This window comes from Streptomyces sp. NPDC052101 (assembly GCF_040680235.1).
GTDB lineage: Bacteria > Actinomycetota > Actinomycetes > Streptomycetales > Streptomycetaceae > Streptomyces.
In genome coordinates this window covers 632483-649085 of sequence record NZ_JBFAWH010000002.1, presented here as the reverse complement: position 1 = coordinate 649085, position 16603 = coordinate 632483, and the positions used below count along the sequence as shown (strand labels likewise).

General features: G+C 69.1%; 13 protein-coding genes. 7 read left to right on the top strand and 6 right to left on the bottom strand.

All coding sequences use genetic code 11. The features are described from left to right. Positions 1 to 108: 108 nt before the first annotated feature. Positions 109 to 1551 carry a CCA tRNA nucleotidyltransferase gene (locus AB0L75_RS06555; RefSeq protein WP_365176237.1) on the bottom strand — a complete coding sequence of 481 codons (1443 nt, stop codon included), beginning with the start codon at positions 1549 to 1551 and terminating at the stop codon, positions 109 to 111. A 278-nt stretch (positions 1552 to 1829) separates the two neighbouring features. On the opposite strand from AB0L75_RS06555, the gene AB0L75_RS06550 reads away from it, so the two are divergent. The 7 genes from AB0L75_RS06550 to trxA all read left to right on the top strand — a co-directional run bounded on the left by AB0L75_RS06550 (position 1830) and on the right by trxA (position 11651). Beyond that, positions 1830 to 4229 (top strand): DUF6049 family protein, encoded by a 2400-nt coding sequence (locus tag AB0L75_RS06550; protein WP_365176235.1) that lies wholly within the window; start codon positions 1830 to 1832, stop codon positions 4227 to 4229. Between the two features lie 46 nt (positions 4230 to 4275). Then, positions 4276 to 6633 carry a murein biosynthesis integral membrane protein MurJ gene (gene murJ / locus AB0L75_RS06545; protein WP_365176233.1) on the top strand — a complete coding sequence of 786 codons (2358 nt, stop codon included), beginning with the start codon at positions 4276 to 4278 and terminating at the stop codon, positions 6631 to 6633. Between the two features lie 118 nt (positions 6634 to 6751). Further along, positions 6752 to 8473, top strand: a complete 1722-nt coding sequence (locus AB0L75_RS06540) for a protein kinase family protein (protein ID WP_365176231.1) — start codon at positions 6752 to 6754, stop codon at positions 8471 to 8473. 25 nt (positions 8474 to 8498) lie between these two features. Continuing rightward, positions 8499 to 9224, top strand: coding sequence for an RNA polymerase sigma factor SigM (sigM, locus tag AB0L75_RS06535; RefSeq protein WP_365176229.1), 726 nt, complete (start codon positions 8499 to 8501; stop codon positions 9222 to 9224). Continuing rightward, positions 9221 to 10156, top strand: a complete 936-nt coding sequence (locus AB0L75_RS06530) for a hypothetical protein (RefSeq protein ID WP_365176227.1) — start codon at positions 9221 to 9223, stop codon at positions 10154 to 10156. The genes sigM and AB0L75_RS06530 overlap by 4 nt, the downstream gene beginning before the upstream one ends. A gap of 153 nt (positions 10157 to 10309) precedes the next feature. Next, a complete protein-coding gene (gene trxB, locus AB0L75_RS06525) occupies positions 10310 to 11272 on the top strand; it encodes a thioredoxin-disulfide reductase (RefSeq protein WP_365176225.1) in 963 nt (320 codons plus the stop codon). 49 nt (positions 11273 to 11321) lie between these two features. After that, the gene (gene trxA / locus AB0L75_RS06520; protein WP_365176223.1) at positions 11322 to 11651 is read left to right on the top strand and encodes a thioredoxin; all 330 of its coding nucleotides are present in this window, start codon (positions 11322 to 11324) and stop codon (positions 11649 to 11651) included. A 128-nt stretch (positions 11652 to 11779) separates the two neighbouring features. Here the strand turns inward: trxA and AB0L75_RS06515 are convergent, their stop codons facing one another. From AB0L75_RS06515 to AB0L75_RS06495, 5 genes are all read right to left on the bottom strand, one after another. Next, entirely contained in the window at positions 11780 to 12397 is a 618-nt protein-coding gene (locus AB0L75_RS06515) for a GNAT family N-acetyltransferase (protein WP_365176221.1), read from the bottom strand. Positions 12398 to 12713: 316 nt separating this feature from the next. Next, positions 12714 to 13814 carry a ParB/RepB/Spo0J family partition protein gene (locus AB0L75_RS06510; protein ID WP_365176219.1) on the bottom strand — a complete coding sequence of 367 codons (1101 nt, stop codon included), beginning with the start codon at positions 13812 to 13814 and terminating at the stop codon, positions 12714 to 12716. After that, complete coding sequence (locus AB0L75_RS06505) at positions 13811 to 14884, bottom strand: ParA family protein (protein ID WP_365176474.1); 1074 nt, start codon at positions 14882 to 14884, stop codon at positions 13811 to 13813. Before AB0L75_RS06505 ends, AB0L75_RS06510 begins: the two co-directional genes overlap by 4 nt. Before the next feature lie 359 nt (positions 14885 to 15243). Further along, complete coding sequence (gene rsmG / locus AB0L75_RS06500; protein ID WP_365176217.1) at positions 15244 to 15960, bottom strand: 16S rRNA (guanine(527)-N(7))-methyltransferase RsmG; 717 nt, start codon at positions 15958 to 15960, stop codon at positions 15244 to 15246. A gap of 116 nt (positions 15961 to 16076) precedes the next feature. Next, positions 16077 to 16589: a R3H domain-containing nucleic acid-binding protein gene (locus AB0L75_RS06495; RefSeq protein WP_365176215.1), complete on the bottom strand. Its 513-nt coding sequence runs from the start codon at positions 16587 to 16589 to the stop codon at positions 16077 to 16079. Positions 16590 to 16603: the final 14 nt, after the last annotated feature.

Sequence of the window (16603 nt, the reverse complement as noted above, 5' to 3'; positions counted from 1 at the left end):
CTCGAACATGCCGAGGGGCGATGTTTCACGTGAAACATCGCCCCTCGGCGTCCCAGGCTCAGACGGAATGTTTCACGTGAAACACCACCGGTGCCGGCCCAGCAGAGATCAGCTCTGCCCGGCCCACCACTCCTTGAGCGCCGCCACCGCCTCGTCGTGCTCCATCGGGCCGTTCTCCAGACGCAGCTCCAGCATGTGCTTGTACGCCTTGCCGACGACAGGGCCGGGGCCGACGCCCAGGATCTCCATGATCTGGTTGCCGTCGAGGTCCGGGCGGATCGCGTCCAGCTCCTCCTTCTCCTGGAGCTGAGCGATGCGCTCCTCCAGGCCGTCATAGGCCCGGGACAGCGCGGCCGCCTTGCGCTTGTTACGGGTGGTGCAGTCCGAGCGGGTCAGCTTGTGCAGGCGATCCAGCAGCGGGCCCCCGTCACGCACATAGCGGCGCACCGCCGAATCCGTCCACTCACCGGTGCCGTAGCCATGGAAGCGCAGGTGCAGTTCGACCAGCCGCGAGACGTCCTTCACCAGCTCGTTGGAGTACTTCAAGGCGGTCATGCGCTTCTTGGTCATCTTGGCGCCGACCACCTCGTGGTGGTGGAACGAGACCCGGCCGTCCTTCTCAAAGCGGCGGGTGCGCGGCTTGCCGATGTCGTGCAGCAGCGCGGCCAGCCGGAGGGTGAGGTCGGGACCGTCCTGCTCCAGCGCGATCGCCTGCTCCAGGACGATCAGCGTGTGCTCGTAGACGTCCTTGTGCCGGTGGTGCTCGTCACTCTCCAGCCGCAGCGCCGGCAGCTCGGGCAGCACATGATCGGCGAGCCCGGTGTCGACAAGCAGGGCCAGCCCCTTGCTCGGGTAGACGGAGAGGATCAGCTTGTTCAGCTCGTCCCGGACCCGCTCGGCCGAGACGATCTCGATACGTCCCGCCATCTCCGTCATCGCGGTGACGACCTCGGGAGCGACCTCGAAGTCCAGCTGGGCGGCGAACCGGGCGGCCCGCATCATCCGCAGGGGATCGTCCGAGAACGACTCCTCGGGCGTACCCGGTGTCCGCAGCACCCGCGCCGCGAGATCCTCCAGGCCTCCGTGCGGGTCGATGAACTCCTTCTCCGGCAGTGCCACGGCCATCGCGTTGACCGTGAAGTCCCGACGGACCAGGTCCTCCTCGATCGAGTCGCCGTAGGACACCTCGGGCTTGCGCGAGGTGCGGTCGTAGGCCTCCGACCGGTAGGTCGTGATCTCGATCTGGTAGCCGCCCTTGTGCGCGCCGACGGTGCCGAAGGCGATGCCGACCTCCCAGACGGCGTCCGCCCAGGGCCGGACGATCTTCAGTACGTCCTCGGGGTGGGCGTCGGTCGTGAAGTCCAGGTCGTTGCCGAGCCGGCCGAGCAGCGCGTCGCGCACCGATCCGCCGACCAGGGCGAGGGAGAACCCGGCCTCCTGGAATCGGCGGGCGAGATCGTCGGCGACGGGGGCCACCCGCAGCAGCTCGGCGACCGCGCGCTGCTGCGCCTGGCTCAGGGCAGAGGGAGTGTCTTCGTTGGGGTTCGGCACAACAGAAGAGGGTACGTGCCCCGGCGACCAGGGGCGCCCTCCATTTCCTCCCGTCCACGGCCCCCGGAGGCGGCTGCGGACAGGCTCCCGGCATACCCGCCGTAAGCACTGCTCTCACGGCGTACGGAAGCTCTCCACTCGATACTGGATATAGAGGACGGGTCACCGGTGTTCTTCGATCTTGTCGAGGAGACCGCGGCACTTACCCTCAGCGCGCATCGTTACCATGCGTGGACGCACATTCCGACGACCACTGACGACGAGGGACGGGCGAGCGCGTGGCCGAGGCGGCTGACTTCCAGGGGACCAGTGCCTCACCTGCCCGCCGGTGGCTGCGGCGCACCGGCGCGCTGCTCGCCGGTGCGCCGCTGCTGGCCGGTCTGCTCCAGCTGCCCGCCGCGGCGCCCGCCCAGGCCGCCTCCGCGGACACGGTGTCCGTCTCCCTGGACACGCTGACCCCCAGTGCCCCCACGGACGGGGACACGCTGACCGTGTCGGGCACGGTGACCAACAACGGCAAGCAGACCGTCACGGGCGCCCATGTGGGCCTGCGCGTGGGTCCCCTGCTGGACACCCGCTCGGCGATCGACAGCGTCGCCCAGCGCTCCGACGACCCTCAGGGCGGCACCGGCTCCGAGGTCGGCGGCAAGTACGTGGAGAAGTTCGCGAAGCTGTCCCCCGGCGTCGCGGAGCACTTCAGCATCTCCGTCCCCGTGGACAAGCTCGACCTCGGCGACGACGGCGTCTACGAGTTCGGTGTCTCCCTCTCCGGCCAGACCGCCGCACAGCCCTGGGACCAGGTGCTGGGCATCCAGCGGACCTTCCTGCCGTGGCAGCCGTCCGAGGCTGACACCAAGACGAAGACGACGTTCCTGTGGCCGTTGATCTCCACGGTCCATATGACGGCCAAGACGGGTGCCGGTGAACTCCAGACGCCGGTGTTCCTCAACGACGCTCTGGCCAAGGAGCTGGCACCGGGCGGCCGGCTGGCCCAGATGGTGGAACTGGGCAAGGACCTGGATGTCACCTGGGTGATCGACCCGGACCTGCTGGCCTCGGTGGACGCGATGGCGACCGGGAACTACCGGCTGCCGGGCGACGGCGACGCCACCACGCCCGGCCCGAAGGACCACCAGGCGATCGCCAAGCAGTGGCTGGCGGACCTGCAGGACGCGGTGACGGGCAAGGAGGTAGTCGCGCTGCCCTTCGCCGACCCGGATCTCGCGTCCCTCGCGCACAACGGCACCAGCGTCACCGGCTCGCTCAGCCACCTCAAGGACGCCACCGACGTCGCCGCCACCACCGTCAAGACCGTGCTCCATGTCACGCCGAGCACCGACTTCGCCTGGCCTGTGGACGGCTCCGTGGACCCAGCGATCATGAAGGTCGCGACCTCCGCCGGAGCCGACCGCGTGATCGCCCGCAGCGACAGCCTCCAGGACACCGCCGGACTGCCGTACACGCCCTCCGCCGCCCGCCCGGTCGGCGGAGGCACCACGGCGGTGGTCTCCGACGCCCGGCTGTCCACGGCCTTCACGGGCGACCTCACGAAGGCGGGCTCGGCCACGCTGTCCGTGCAGGAGTTCCTGGCCCAGAGCCTCGAGGTGAACGCGCAGACCGACAAGCAGCGCAGCATCGTGGTCGCCCCGCAGCGCATGCCCACGGGGAGCCAGGCACAGGCGATGGCCGCGGCGCTGAAGGCGCTCCAGGGCGGGAACTGGTCCGAGTCCCAGGACCTCGGCGCCGCGGCCAAGGACAAGCCCGACCCGAACGCCACCACGCGCATCCCGTCGGCGTCCTCCTACCCCTCGTCACTGCGTGCGCAGGAACTGCCACGGTCGGCCTTCGAGCAGATCGCACGCACCCAGGACAAGCTCGGCAGCTTCCAGGTGATCCTCTCCGACCAGTCCCGCGTCGTCACACCGTTCGGGCGGGCCATAAACCGTGAGATGTCCGCGTCGTGGCGCGGCCGGAGCGCGGAAGCGAACAGCTACCGCAACGGCGTGGAGTCCTGGCTCGACAACCTGGCCGACCAGGTCAAGCTGATCGACAAGTCGGAGACCAAGCTCTCTGGCCGCAGCGCCACCATCCCGGTGACCGTCCAGAACAACCTCGTCCAGCCCGTCGGCCATCTGGTCCTGCGCCTGACCTCGAGCATGCCGACCCGTCTGAAGATCGGCGGCAAGGCCTACTCCGAGCAGCCGGTCGAGATCTCCGGCGGACACAGCCAGTCCGTGAAGTTCACCACCTCGGCCAACGCCAACGGACGGGTCACGGTCGTCGCCCAGCTGTACACCGAGGACGGCCAGCGATACGGCAACGCCGTCAGCTTCGACGTGAAGGTCACCGAGATCACGCCCACTGTGATGCTGGTCATCGGCGGCGGTGTGCTCCTCCTCGTCCTGGCCGGCTTCCGCATGTACACCCAGCGCAAGCGCGCCGCGGCCCGTCAGTCGGAGGAGGACGGCCCCGGCACGGCGGATGATCCCACCGACGAACCCGGGAACCCCGACGCCCCCGCGGACCGTCTCCCGGAGGAAGCAGAGGAACCGGAGGAACCGGAGGAATCCGGCTCCGCTTCCGGGGCAGAAGCCCCGCAGCACCCGAGTGACCCTGCGCCGGACACCGCACCGGAAAGCGCCGACCCGTCCGGGACGGGTGAGAGAGTGGACCGTTGAGCGATGTCGTGGCCGGTGGGCCCGGGACGATGAGGTGGGGTAAAGCATGAACGCGCCGTACGACGGTGATCGCGGCCAGGCCGCGGCCGGCTCGGGCTACCCCGAGACGCCGCCGCCGGAGCCCGGTCAGGTACCGCCGCAGCAAGCGGCCGACATGTACCTCCAGGACGCCTACGACCACGACCCCTACCGGGCGCAGGACCTGGCCGCCCAGGACCCGGTCGCCGAGGCGCTCTACGACCGCGCCGCGCACCCGCCGCCCCCTCCGGGCAGCTACGACCAGCAGCAGCCGCTCTACGGCCCGCCTGCTCAGTCGCCCTACGCGCCCGACCCGCAGGTGTGGGCGCAGACGCCGGCGCCGGAGCCGGACGGTGCGACCCCGCACATGCCGTACGGCGACGACCCGCGTACGACCCAGTTCGTGGGCGTGGACGACCTGGTCACGCACTCGGGCGAGGAGCACCACGAGCCGGACGCCTTCGCACATCTCTTCAAGGACCAGCAGCAGACCGGCGGGCAGCCGCCCATGGACCCGCCGGGCTTCTCCCGGCCGGGCGCCGCTCCGGGCGGCGGGTACAGTCCCGCCGCCGCGTACCCGCCGGTACAGGGCCAGAGCCCGCAGCAGGGCAACCCGTACGCCGAAGCCTCCTACCCGGCTGCCCCGGGGAACCCGGCCCCGTCGCCCGTGCCCGCCCCGGCCGCGGCGCCGGCTCCCTCCGGTCCGCTCAGCGAAGCGGAACCAGAGGCGGCTGCCGCCGCGCCCACGAAGAAGGGCGGCAAGGCGGGCGGGCTGCTGAAGTCCAGTGCCGTGATGGCGGCGGGCACCATGGTCTCCCGCCTCACCGGCTTCATCCGCTCGGCGCTGATCGCCGCGGCGCTGGGCCTCGGCTTCCTCGCCGACTCCTTCCAGGTGGCTTACCAGCTGCCGACGATGATCTACATCCTCACCGTCGGTGGCGGCCTCAACTCCGTGTTCGTGCCGCAGCTGGTGCGGTCCATGAAGGAGGACGAGGACGGCGGCGAGGCCTTCGCCAACCGTCTGCTGACCCTGGTGATGGTGGCGCTGGCCGCGCTGACCGGACTCGCGATGTTCGCGGCGCCGCTGCTGGTGCGGTTGCTGTCTCCCACCATCGCCGGCAACCCGGCCGCCGACGAGGTCGCAGTCACCTTCACCCGCTACTTCCTGCCCTCGATCTTCTTCATGGGCATCCATGTGGTGATGGGTCAGATCCTCAACGCACGCGGCAAGTTCGGCGCCATGATGTGGACGCCGGTCCTGAACAACATCGTCATCATCGTCTCGCTCGGTTTGTTCATCTGGGTCTACGGCACGGCCTCGCATTCCGGCTTGACCGTCACGAACATCCCGCCGGAGGGCCAACGCCTGCTCGGCGTCGGTGTGCTGCTCGGCCTGATCGTCCAGGCACTGGCGATGATCCCCTACCTGCGCGAGACGGGCTTCCGAATCCGGCTGCGGTTCGACTGGCGTGGCCACGGCCTCGGCAAGGCCGCGATGCTCGCCAAGTGGACGGTCCTGTTCGTCCTCGCCAACCAGGCGGGCGCCATGGTCGTCACCCAGCTCTCCACCGCCGCCGGCGAGCACTCCGGCATCAAGGGCACCGGCTTCGCCGCGTACGCCAACGCCCAGCTGATCTGGGGCCTGCCGCAGGCCATCATCACGGTCTCCCTGATGGCCGCCCTGCTGCCGCGCATCTCGCGCTCTGCCGCCGAGGGCGACACGGGCGCCGTCCGCGATGACATCTCCCAGGGCCTGCGCACCACCGCGGTCGCCATCGTCCCGATCGCCTTCGGCTTCCTCGCCCTGGCCATTCCGATGTGCACGCTGATCTTCGGCTCCGCGGGCACCAGCTCGGCCGTCAACATGGGCTACATGCTGATGGCCTTCGGCCTCGGCCTGATCCCGTACTCGGTGCAGTACGTCGTCCTGCGTGCCTTCTACGCCTATGAAGACACCCGCACGCCCTTCTACAACACGGTCATCGTCGCCGCCGTCAACGCGGGCGCCTCGGCACTCTGCTACTTCCTGCTGCCCGCCCGCTGGGCGGTGGCCGGCATGGCCGCCGCGTACGGCCTGGCTTATGCGATCGGTGTGGGCGTCGCCTGGCGGCGGCTGCGCAAGCGGCTCGGCGGCGACCTGGACGGTACCCGTGTCATGCGGACGTACGCGCGCCTGTGCATCGCCTCGGTGCCGGCGGCCCTGCTCAGCGGCGCGGCGTGCTACGGCATCGGACACACCCTTGGCCAGGGCGTCATCGGTTCCTTCGCCGCGCTCGTCGCCGGCGGGGCCGTCCTGGTCGTCGTCTTCTTCGTCGCAGCCCGGCGGATGCGCATCGAGGAACTCAACTCGCTCGTGGGCATGGTCCGCGGGCGTCTGGGCCGCTGAGGCGGGGGTAGGCGCACAACCATCGTCCGCCGTCGTGTGTCGTGCATAGCGGCGGACTGTGGGCACAATTGGTTTCGGCGTCGGACAGCGCGCAACGGATGGGGAGGCAGGGACGACGGTGGCGGAACGGAGCACGGCTGCCGTCGACGTGGCAGACAACAGCGGTGAGCAACCGCTGACCGCCAAGGCGGACCAGTCCACGGCCGACGGGGTGGCCAAGAACCTGGAGCGGGGCACGGACAGCAACGAGGCACAGGGGAGCGGCGGGACTGAGGGTCCTGGGAAGAAGGCCTCGCCTCCCGAGCTGCACAGCGGTCACAAGCTCGCCAGACGCTACCGGCTGGAGGAGTGCGTCACCCGTCTGGACGGATTCAGCAGTTGGCGTGCCGTCGACGAGAAGCTCCGGCGGGCCGTCGGCGTGCACATCCTGCCCGCGGACCACACACGGGCTCGTTCCGTGCTGGCTGCCGCCCGTTCCTCCGCACTGCTCGGCGACCCCCGTTTCGTCCAGGTCCTGGACGCCGTGGAGGAGAACGACCTCGTCTACGTCGTGCACGAATGGCTGCCCGACGCCACCGAGCTGACCACGCTCCTCGCACCCGGTCCGCTGGAGCCGCACGACGCCTACCAGATGGTCAGTCAGGTCGCCTCCGCGATGGCCGCCGCACACCGCGAGGGCCTTGCCCATCTGCGGCTGAACCCGAACGCCGTGCTGCGCGCCTCGACCGGTCAGTGGCGTATCCGGGGCCTGGCCGTGAACGCCGCGCTGCGCGGCATCGGCTCCGACACCCCGCAGCGCACCGACACCGAGGCGATCGGCGCCCTGCTGTACGCGGCGCTGACCCAGCGCTGGCCGTACGAGAGCGACGCGTACGGTCTGTCCGGCCTACCCAAGGGCGTCGGCCTCATCGCACCGGACCAGGTACGGGCCGGTGTGCACCGGGGCCTGTCCGAACTGGCCATGCGCGCACTCGCCAACGACGGGGCCACCGCCTCGCGCCACGAGGCTCCGTGCACCACGCCGGAAGAGCTGGTGAAGGCGATCGGCGAGATGCCGCGCATCCGCCCGCCGGAGCCGGCGTTCACGGCCCCGCCGGAGTACCAGCGCACGACCTACCAGCAGGGCACGTACGGCCGCCCGGCACCCCGCCCCGGCGCCACCCAGCCGATCCCGGCCCCGCCACCCCCGCTGCAGAGCCGCACCGGCAAGGCCCTGAAGTGGGCCGTGTCGGCCCTCCTCATCGCCGCCCTGGGCCTGGGCAGCTGGCAGTTGGCGGACGCGCTGATGGGCCAGAGCGGCAAGTCCGACGACACCAACAAGAGCCAGCAGACGGACGACGGCGACAAGGGTCCCGCGAAGCCCAAGCCGACGCCGATAAAGATCGAGGGTGCCCAGGAGTTCGTGGCCGGGGGCGACGCCCAGCACCCGGATGAGGTCGACAAGACCCACGACGGCAACGCGTCGACGTACTGGAAGACCAGGAGCTTCAACGAAGGTCCGCCGCTCGCGCCCTACAAGCCGGGTCTCGGTATCGTCTATGACCTCGGCTCGGCAAGGAACCTCAGCACGGCCACGATCGATCTGCGCTATGGCGGCGACCACACCACGGTGGAGCTGTGGACCGCCGACTCGCTTTCGCCGGCTTCGCTGGACTCGATGCACAAGGTCGGCAGCATCACGACCACGGGCACCACCGCCACGGTGAAGCTCAAGAAGTCAGTGAAGACGCAGTACGTCCTCGTCTGGCTGACCGCCATGCCGAAGTCGGGATACGACCCGGTGCTGTACACCGGCGCCGGCTTCAAGCAGGCCATCGGCGAAGTTCAGTTCACGGGCTGACGTCTCACCCGGACTGGAGGGGCAGATGGCGGACGGCGCCGGATACGACGGAGTGGGCGACAAGGATCTACTGGCCCGCCATGTGGAAGGCGACACCGATGCCTTCGGTGAGATCGTGCGGCGGCATCGGGACCGGCTCTGGGCGGTCGCGCTGCGGACACTGGGGGACCGCGAGGAGGCCGCTGACGCGGTCCAGGACGCCCTGGTGTCGGCCTACCGGGCTGCCCATACCTTCCGGGGCCAGTCGGCTGTCACGACGTGGCTGCACCGGATCACGGTGAACGCCTGTCTGGACCGCGCGCGCAAGGTGGCCTCACGGAAGACCTCGCCGGTCGACGACACCGAGCGGCTGGAGCAGCTACTGGAGCCGCATGAGTCGGCCTCGGCGCCGGCCGAGCGCAACGATGTGCACCGGCAGCTGCTGGAAGCGCTCGGCACTCTCCCGCATGATCAGCGGGCCGCACTGGTCCTGGTGGACATGCAGGGATATCCCGTGGCCGAGGCCGCCCGGATCCTCGATGTGCCCACGGGCACGGTGAAGAGCCGGTGCGCCCGGGGCAGAGCCCGGCTACTGCCCCTCCTCACCCATCTACGGCCTGAAGGCTCCGGAAACGGAAAAGAACCCGGCGCCGGACGGAACCGGGTGGAGGGGACATCCGTCCCACCGGCAACGGGGTCTCCCGACGAGAGCCCTGATGACACCGGACCGAGCGATTCAGCCGTAGTGAAGGGCGGAGGTGGGCGAGCGTGACTTCGACGACAGACACGGCCGGGCACCCGGACGTCGCGGAGATCTCCGACCTCACCGAAGGCCTTCTCCCTCCGGACCGTAGCGCGGACATACGGCGCCATCTGAAGACCTGCGAGCTGTGCGCGGACGTCCATGCCGCGCTGGAGGAGATCCGGGGGCTGCTGGGATCCGTGTCGGGAGCGCAACGCATGCCGGCCGATGTGGCTGGTCGTATCGATGCCGCCCTCGCCGCCGAGGCATTGCTGAGCGCCTCCGCTCCGGATCCGCTGAGCACCCAGGTCTCCTCAAAGACAGAGCCGGGCCATGAGGGCAGCGCGGGCCATGTTTCACGTGAAACATCGCCTCCCTCGGACCGACCCGCCGGGCGCCCTCAGGCGGCGACCGGTCCGGGACGCAAGGGGCGTGAGCGGGGCCGACGGCGTAGGCGGGTGGTCCTCGGGGCTGTCCTTACCGCAGCCGTCCTTGGGGCCGGGTCGCTGGTACTGCAGTCGCTCGGCGACCATTCCTCCGACACCACCGCACACGGAAGGCCGACGGCTTCCGTCGAGCCCTTCTCCGGCAGCAGTGTCCAGAGCCAGGTGAAGGACCTGCTCTCCACCAAGAAGAAGACTCACCCGGGATCCGACGGCCAGCGGCCTCGGTCAGGCCTCGAGTCCGAGCACAACACCCCGCAATCGACCGAAAGCGCGAACACCCTGCTCCAGACGAATGCCGCTGTCCCCGACTGTGTCCGGGCGGTGCTTCACCGGAGCGACGACGTCCTGGGCGCCAAGACGGGAACGTACGACGGGAAGTCCGCCTATCTGGTCGTGGTACCCGATGCCGATGACAGTACACAGGTCACGGCCTACGTCGTCGATGCGGCCTGCATCCGGCAACAGCCCGGCACCGCCGGCAAGGTGCTCCTGAAGCACTCCTTCCCCCGGCCCTGAGTCTGCTGGACCCTTCCGTCAGTCCCCGCGCAGCGGGCGTGTGCCCCGACACACCGGGAATGCGCGCCCCGTAGGATCCGTTGGGTGGGGTGAGAGTTCGGAAACGGGCTCTCCCCGGTCGACTGACGCAGACCAGAGACGAGGAATCAAGCCGTGAGCGACGTCCGTAACGTGATCATCATCGGCTCCGGGCCCGCAGGCTACACGGCGGCGCTCTACACCGCGCGAGCGTCGCTGAAGCCCCTGGTGTTCGAGGGCGCCGTCACCGCCGGTGGCGCGCTGATGAACACCACCGAGGTGGAGAACTTCCCGGGCTTCCGCGACGGCATCATGGGTCCCGACCTCATGGACAACATGCGGGCGCAGGCCGAGCGCTTCGGTGCCGAGCTGATCCCGGACGACATCGTCTCCGTCGACCTGAACGGTGAGATCAAGACCGTCACAGACACCGCCGGCACGGTCCACAAGGCGAAGGCCGTCATCGTCACCACCGGCTCCCAGCACCGCAAGCTCGGCCTGCCGAACGAGGACGCCCTCTCCGGTCGCGGTGTCTCCTGGTGCGCCACCTGTGATGGGTTCTTCTTCAAGGACCAGGACATCGCCGTGATCGGCGGCGGTGACACTGCGATGGAGGAGGCCACCTTCCTCTCCCGGTTCGCCAAGTCCGTCACGATCGTCCACCGCCGGGACAGCCTGCGTGCCTCCAAGGCGATGCAGGAGCGTGCCTTCAACGACCCGAAGATCAAGTTCGTCTGGGACAGCGAGGTCGCGGAGATCCAGGGCGAGCAGAAGCTGTCCGGTCTGAAGCTGCGCAACCTCAAGACCGGTGAGCTGTCGGAGCTGCCCGTGACGGGTCTGTTCATCGCGATCGGCCACGACCCGCGCACCGAGCTGTTCAAGGGCCAGCTGGACCTGGACGAGGAGGGCTACCTCAAGGTCGCCTCCCCGTCCACTCACACCAACCTGACCGGTGTCTTCGGCGCCGGTGACGTGGTCGACCACACCTACCGCCAGGCGATCACCGCCGCCGGCACCGGCTGCTCCGCCGCTCTGGACGCCGAGCGCTTCCTCGCCGCCCTCGCGGACGAGGACAACGCTGAGCCCGCCGCCGCCTGATCTTCTTCCCTTCTCCGCCCCACCGCATGATCAAGTTGAGGAGCCCCCTGTGGCCGACCTGAAGAACGTGACCGACGCTTCCTTCGATGAGGACGTCCTCAAGAGCGACAAGCCCGTCCTGGTGGACTTCTGGGCCGCCTGGTGCGGTCCGTGCCGCCAGATCGCTCCCTCCCTGGAGGCGATCGCCGCCGAGCACGGCGACAAGATCGAGGTCGTCAAGCTCAACATCGACGAGAACCCGGGCACGGCCGCCAAGTACGGCGTCATGTCCATCCCGACGCTGAACGTCTACCAGGGCGGCGAGGTCGCCAAGACCATCGTCGGCGCCAAGCCCAAGGCCGCGATCCTCCGGGACCTCGAGGACTTCATCGCCGAGTAAGGCAGAAAACCTGATCGGCGCCCTCTCGCGGGCGCATGTTTCACGTGAAACACGAATGGGCCAACCCCGAAGGGTTGGCCCATTCGCATGAGGTCCCTGGCCTGACGCCGGCCCTCACGCCAGCGACGCTACAGCGGCCTCAGTGCAGGCTCCTTCTGGACGGCTCCCAGAAGCCGGTCGAGTGCCAGCTCCACGTCCTCTTTCCAGGAGAGCGTCGACCGCAGCTCCAGCCGCAGCCGGGGATGCGTGGGATGCTGCCGGACCGTTTTGAAGCCCACGGCCAGCAAATGCTCCGCCGGAAGCATGCAGGCGGGCTCCTTCCAGCGGGCGTCACCGAAGGCTTCTATTGCCTTGAAGCCTCGGCGCAGCAGATCCTTGGCGACCGTCTGCACCAGCACACGGCCCAATCCCTGGCCCTGATAGCCGGGCAGGATGAACGCCGTCATCAGCTGCACGGCGTCCGGCGAGACAGGACTCGTGGGAAAGGCCGTCGAGCGCGGGACATAGGCCGGAGGTGCGTAGAGCGCGAATCCCACCGGCACGTCATCGACGTACACCACCCGGCCGCACGAGCCCCAGTCCAAGAGGACGGCGGAGATCCAGCCCTCCTTCTCCAGGGCCGAGGTGCCTGCCTTTACGGCTGCTTCTCCACTGACGGGGTCCAGCTCCCAGAAGACACACGAGCGGCAGCGTGGGGGAAGGTCCTGAAGGTTGTCCAGCGTGAGCGGCACGAGCCGACGCCCCATGAAGGCTGTTCCTCGCTTCCTTCGCCCGCCGCATCACGAGCGGCTGTCAGAGCGCTCCGTTCCCTGAGCAGGCTGCCGACGAATCCGCCGACCGCTCCGAGGCTCAGGCCTGCGCTCACCAGTCCGGTGCGGCTCATCGATCGCATGGCCTCCGACTCCCCACTCAGAGATGCAGATGCTGTCCGGTGGATGTGCCATACCCGTTCGCATCGTATCCACGATGTGATTCTCTCGATACCGCCTCAAAGCAAAGAGCGGGCCGTGTTCCGGTACACACCGGACACAGTCCGCTCCCCGCAGGCCGAGAGGATAAGGATCAGTCGTCCTGATCCTCCGCCGCGTCCTCCTGCAGTTCCTGGTGCAGCACGGGCCCCTCGCCCGGAGCCAGCGTGCCCAGGATCCGCTGGAGATCGTCCACGGAAGCGAACTCGACGGTGATCTTGCCCTTCTTCTGACCGAGGTCGACCTTCACCCGGGTCTCGAAGCGGTCCGACAGGCGGGTCGCCAGCTCGTTCAGCGCCGGAGAGAGCCGGGCACCGGCGCGCGGGCCCTTGGGGCGCTGCGGCTTCTGGGGCCGCGAGCCCATGAGGGTCACGATCTCCTCGACGGCTCGCACCGACAGCCCCTCGGCCACGATGCGGTGAGCCAGCCGGTCCTGCTCCTCCGGATCCGTCACCGACAGCAGTGCCCGGGCGTGGCCGGCGGAGAGGACTCCGGCGGCGACCCGCTTCTGCACCGTCGGCGAGAGCTTCAGCAGACGCAGCGTGTTGGAGACCTGGGGCCGGGAGCGCCCGATCCGGTCGGCCAGCTGGTCGTGGGTGCAGTTGAAGTCCTTCAGCAGCTGGTCGTAGGCGGCGGCCTCTTCCAGCGGGTTCAGCTGTGCGCGGTGCAGGTTCTCCAGCAGCGCGTCCAGAAGGAGCTTCTCGTCCTCCGTGGCCCGGACGATCGCCGGGATGGCCTCCAGTCCGGCCTCACGGCAGGCGCGCCAGCGGCGCTCACCCATGATCAGCTCATAGCGGGCGGGCCCCAGCTGCCGTACGACGACGGGCTGCAGGAGGCCAACCTCCTTGATGGAGGTGACCAGCTCGTGCAGCGCGTCCTCGTCGAATACATCACGCGGCTGGCGCGGGTTGGGCGAGATCGCGTCGAGAGGGATCTCGGCGAAGTGCGCCCCCAGCGGAGGAGCCGGCGTGTCCATGGCCGGGCTCGCCGGGGGCTCCTCGGTTTCATGTGAAACAGGCGGCAGTGTGGCCACCTTCGCGGCGGCCACTCCGCGGTCTGTCGTCAGTACCGGAACCGCCGCCGGGGAGGTGGAGGCTCCGCCTCCCAGCGCGGCCGGAGCCGGGTTCTTCTCGGTCGGGGCAGCGGGGATCAGTGCGCCGAGCCCACGGCCCAGCCCCCTCCGTCGCTCGCTCACTGGATCCCCTCCACCATGCTCGGGTCGTTCTGGGCGCCGATGTGGGCCTGGCTCGCGTCATAGCTGATGCCGATGCCCTTCAGCGCGATTTCTCGGGCCGCCTCAAGATACGAGAGGGCACCGCTCGATCCAGGATCGTAAGTCAGCACCGTCTGCCCGTAGCTCGGCGCCTCGGAGATACGGACCGAGCGGGGAATGCTCGTCCGCAGCACCTCGTCGCCGAAGTGGGTGCGCACCTCTTCGGCGACCTGGGAGGCGAGACGCGTCCGGCCGTCGTACATGGTGAGCAGGATGGTCGACACATGCAGCGTGGGGTTGAGGTGTCCCCGCACCAGGTCGACGTTGCGCAGCAGCTGGCCCAGCCCCTCCAGTGCGTAGTACTCGCACTGGATCGGGATGAGGACTTCCTGCCCCGCCACGAGCGCATTGACGGTCAACAGGCCGAGCGAGGGCGGGCAGTCGATGAGGACGTAGTCCAATGGCTGCTCGTACGCCTGGATCGCACGCTGCAGCCGGCTCTCCCGCGCCACCAGGGACACCAACTCGATCTCCGCACCGGCGAGATCGATGGTGGCGGGGGCGCAGAAGAGACCTTCCACGTCAGAGACCGGCTGGACGACCTCGGCGAGAGGCTTGCTCTCCACCAACACGTCGTAGATGGAAGGGACTTCGGCATGGTGGTCGATCCCGAGGGCGGTGGATGCGTTGCCCTGCGGGTCGAGGTCGATCACCAGGACACGGCCGCCATGCAGAGCCAGCGAAGCAGCAAGATTGACGGTCGTCGTCGTCTTGCCCACGCCGCCCTTCTGGTTGGCGACCACGATGACTCGGGTCTGCTCCGGTCGCGGCAGACCTTCGCCGGCGCGGCCCAGAGCCTCTACCGCCAGTTGGGCCGCACGGCCGATGGGAGTGTCGTCCATCGGAGGCGGTGTTTCACGTGAAACATCCGCCCCCATCGACTCGGTACGGGGACCGGGGACCGGATCGGTCATCGGTCCCGCGATGTTGGCGTCGGACCGCAAGGATTCACTCTCCTCGACTTCAGGCTCGCAATGAACAGAGCCTCCCATGTCTTCGGGGTCGTGAACCAGTGAGGCCTGGTGTTCTGTGGAGAAATCCACCTCTGTGGACAACTCCGTGCCTCGGGAGAGGGGCGGAGTGCCCGGAGAAACGGGATTCTCTCCCAGGGAACCGAGAGGCTTGCGGTCGCGAGGTTCGGCCGCAGCGCGGCCGCGACTGATGATGCCGTGCAGCAGTGAGCGACGTTTCACGTGAAACACGATGCACAGCAGCGGCGACCGAATCTTCGCGACACTCCGGCCTGCATAGGTTTGGCAGCTTGTGTGGAGTACGTCTCGTCCTCAGGACGGATCAGAGGCGCCCTCGCCTGCCGGCACGGACGCCCCCTCGGACTCGGCGATCTCCAGGGTCAGCGGCGTCGACGGGCGCGGCCGGTCCGGGCCGCCTTCGCCCGCTTCGCAGCGAACCGCACACCACCGGGGCTCTCGCCGACCTCGACCCGCACGACAGTGGACGGCGGATCCACCACTCCCTCACCCACATGCAGGATGGACGTCTCCACCGCGCCGAGCTTGCTGAGTGCCGTGGCCGCGGCCTTCAGCTCCTCCTCGGCTGTGTCCCCCTTGAGCGCGAGCATCTCGCCGTAAGGACGCAGCAGCGGGATGCCCCAGGTAGCCAGACGGTCCAGCGGGGCCACGGCCCGGGCCGTCACCACATGGACCGGCGGGAGCTTGCCCAGGACCTCCTCGGCACGGCCCCGGACGACCGTGACGTGGTCCAGGCCGAGCAGCTCGACGACCTCGGTGAGGAAGTTGGTGCGCCGCAGCAGCGGCTCCAACAGGGTGATGTTCAGGTCTTCCCGGACCAGGGCGAGCGGAATCCCCGGCAGTCCGGCGCCGGAGCCGACGTCGCAGACCGTCACTCCCTCGGGGACGGCCTCGGAGAGCACCGCGCAGTTCAGCAGATGCCGCTCCCACAGGCGGGGCACTTCTCGCGGGCCGATCAGGCCACGCTGCACGCCCGCCTCGGCGAGCAGCTCCGCGTAGCGGACCGCATCGGCGAAGCGATCACCAAACACTTCCCGCGCCTTTTCGGGCGCGGGGGGAAGCTCCGCTGCCTCCGTCACGGGGACCGTCCTTCCGTACAGCGCCGGCGCTCCGCGCACCGGCCACCAGAACTACCAGGCTGACAAAGTTCGGCCCCGTCTGCTCTACAGACGGGGCCGGTGGAACGTGGGACCGATCAGGCGGGCAGCACGACGACGAACCGCTGCGGCTCCTCGCCCTCGGACTCGCTGCGCAGTCCCGCGGCCTTGACCGCGTCGTGCACGACCTTGCGCTCGAACGGGGTCATCGGCTTGAGCTTCACGGGCTCGCCGGTGCTCTTCACCTCGGCGGCAGCCTTGGCGCCGATCTCGGACAGCTCGGCGCGCTTCTTGGCCCGGTAGCCCGCGACATCCAGCATCAGGCGGCTGCGGTCGCCGGTCTCCCGGTGCACGGCCAGGCGCGTCAGCTCCTGCAGTGCCTCCAGCACCTCGCCGTCCCGGCCGACCAGCTTCTGCAGGTCGCGGCCGCCGGTGTCGCTGATGATCGACACGGAGGCGCGGTCGGCCTCGACGTCCATGTCGATGTCGCCGTCGAGGTCGGCGATGTCCAGCAGACCCTCCAGGTAGTCCGCCGCGATCTCACCCTCCTGCTCCAGGCGGGTCAGGGTGTCTGCACCCTCGGCAGCGGCGGAGGTGGTGCCTTCCGTCACGGGATGGGCTCCTT

Excerpts from the sequence above, each read along its gene's own strand:
- murJ (WP_365176233.1), top strand. The coding sequence starts at position 4,276 with ATGAACGCGCCGTACGACGGTGATCGCGGCCAGGCCGCGGCCGGCTCG.
- sigM (WP_365176229.1), top strand. The coding sequence starts at position 8,499 with ATGGCGGACGGCGCCGGATACGACGGAGTGGGCGACAAGGATCTACTG.
- AB0L75_RS06505 (WP_365176474.1), bottom strand. The coding sequence starts at position 14,884 with ATGGGAGGCTCTGTTCATTGCGAGCCTGAAGTCGAGGAGAGTGAATCC.
- AB0L75_RS06515 (WP_365176221.1), bottom strand. The coding sequence starts at position 12,397 with ATGGGGCGTCGGCTCGTGCCGCTCACGCTGGACAACCTTCAGGACCTT.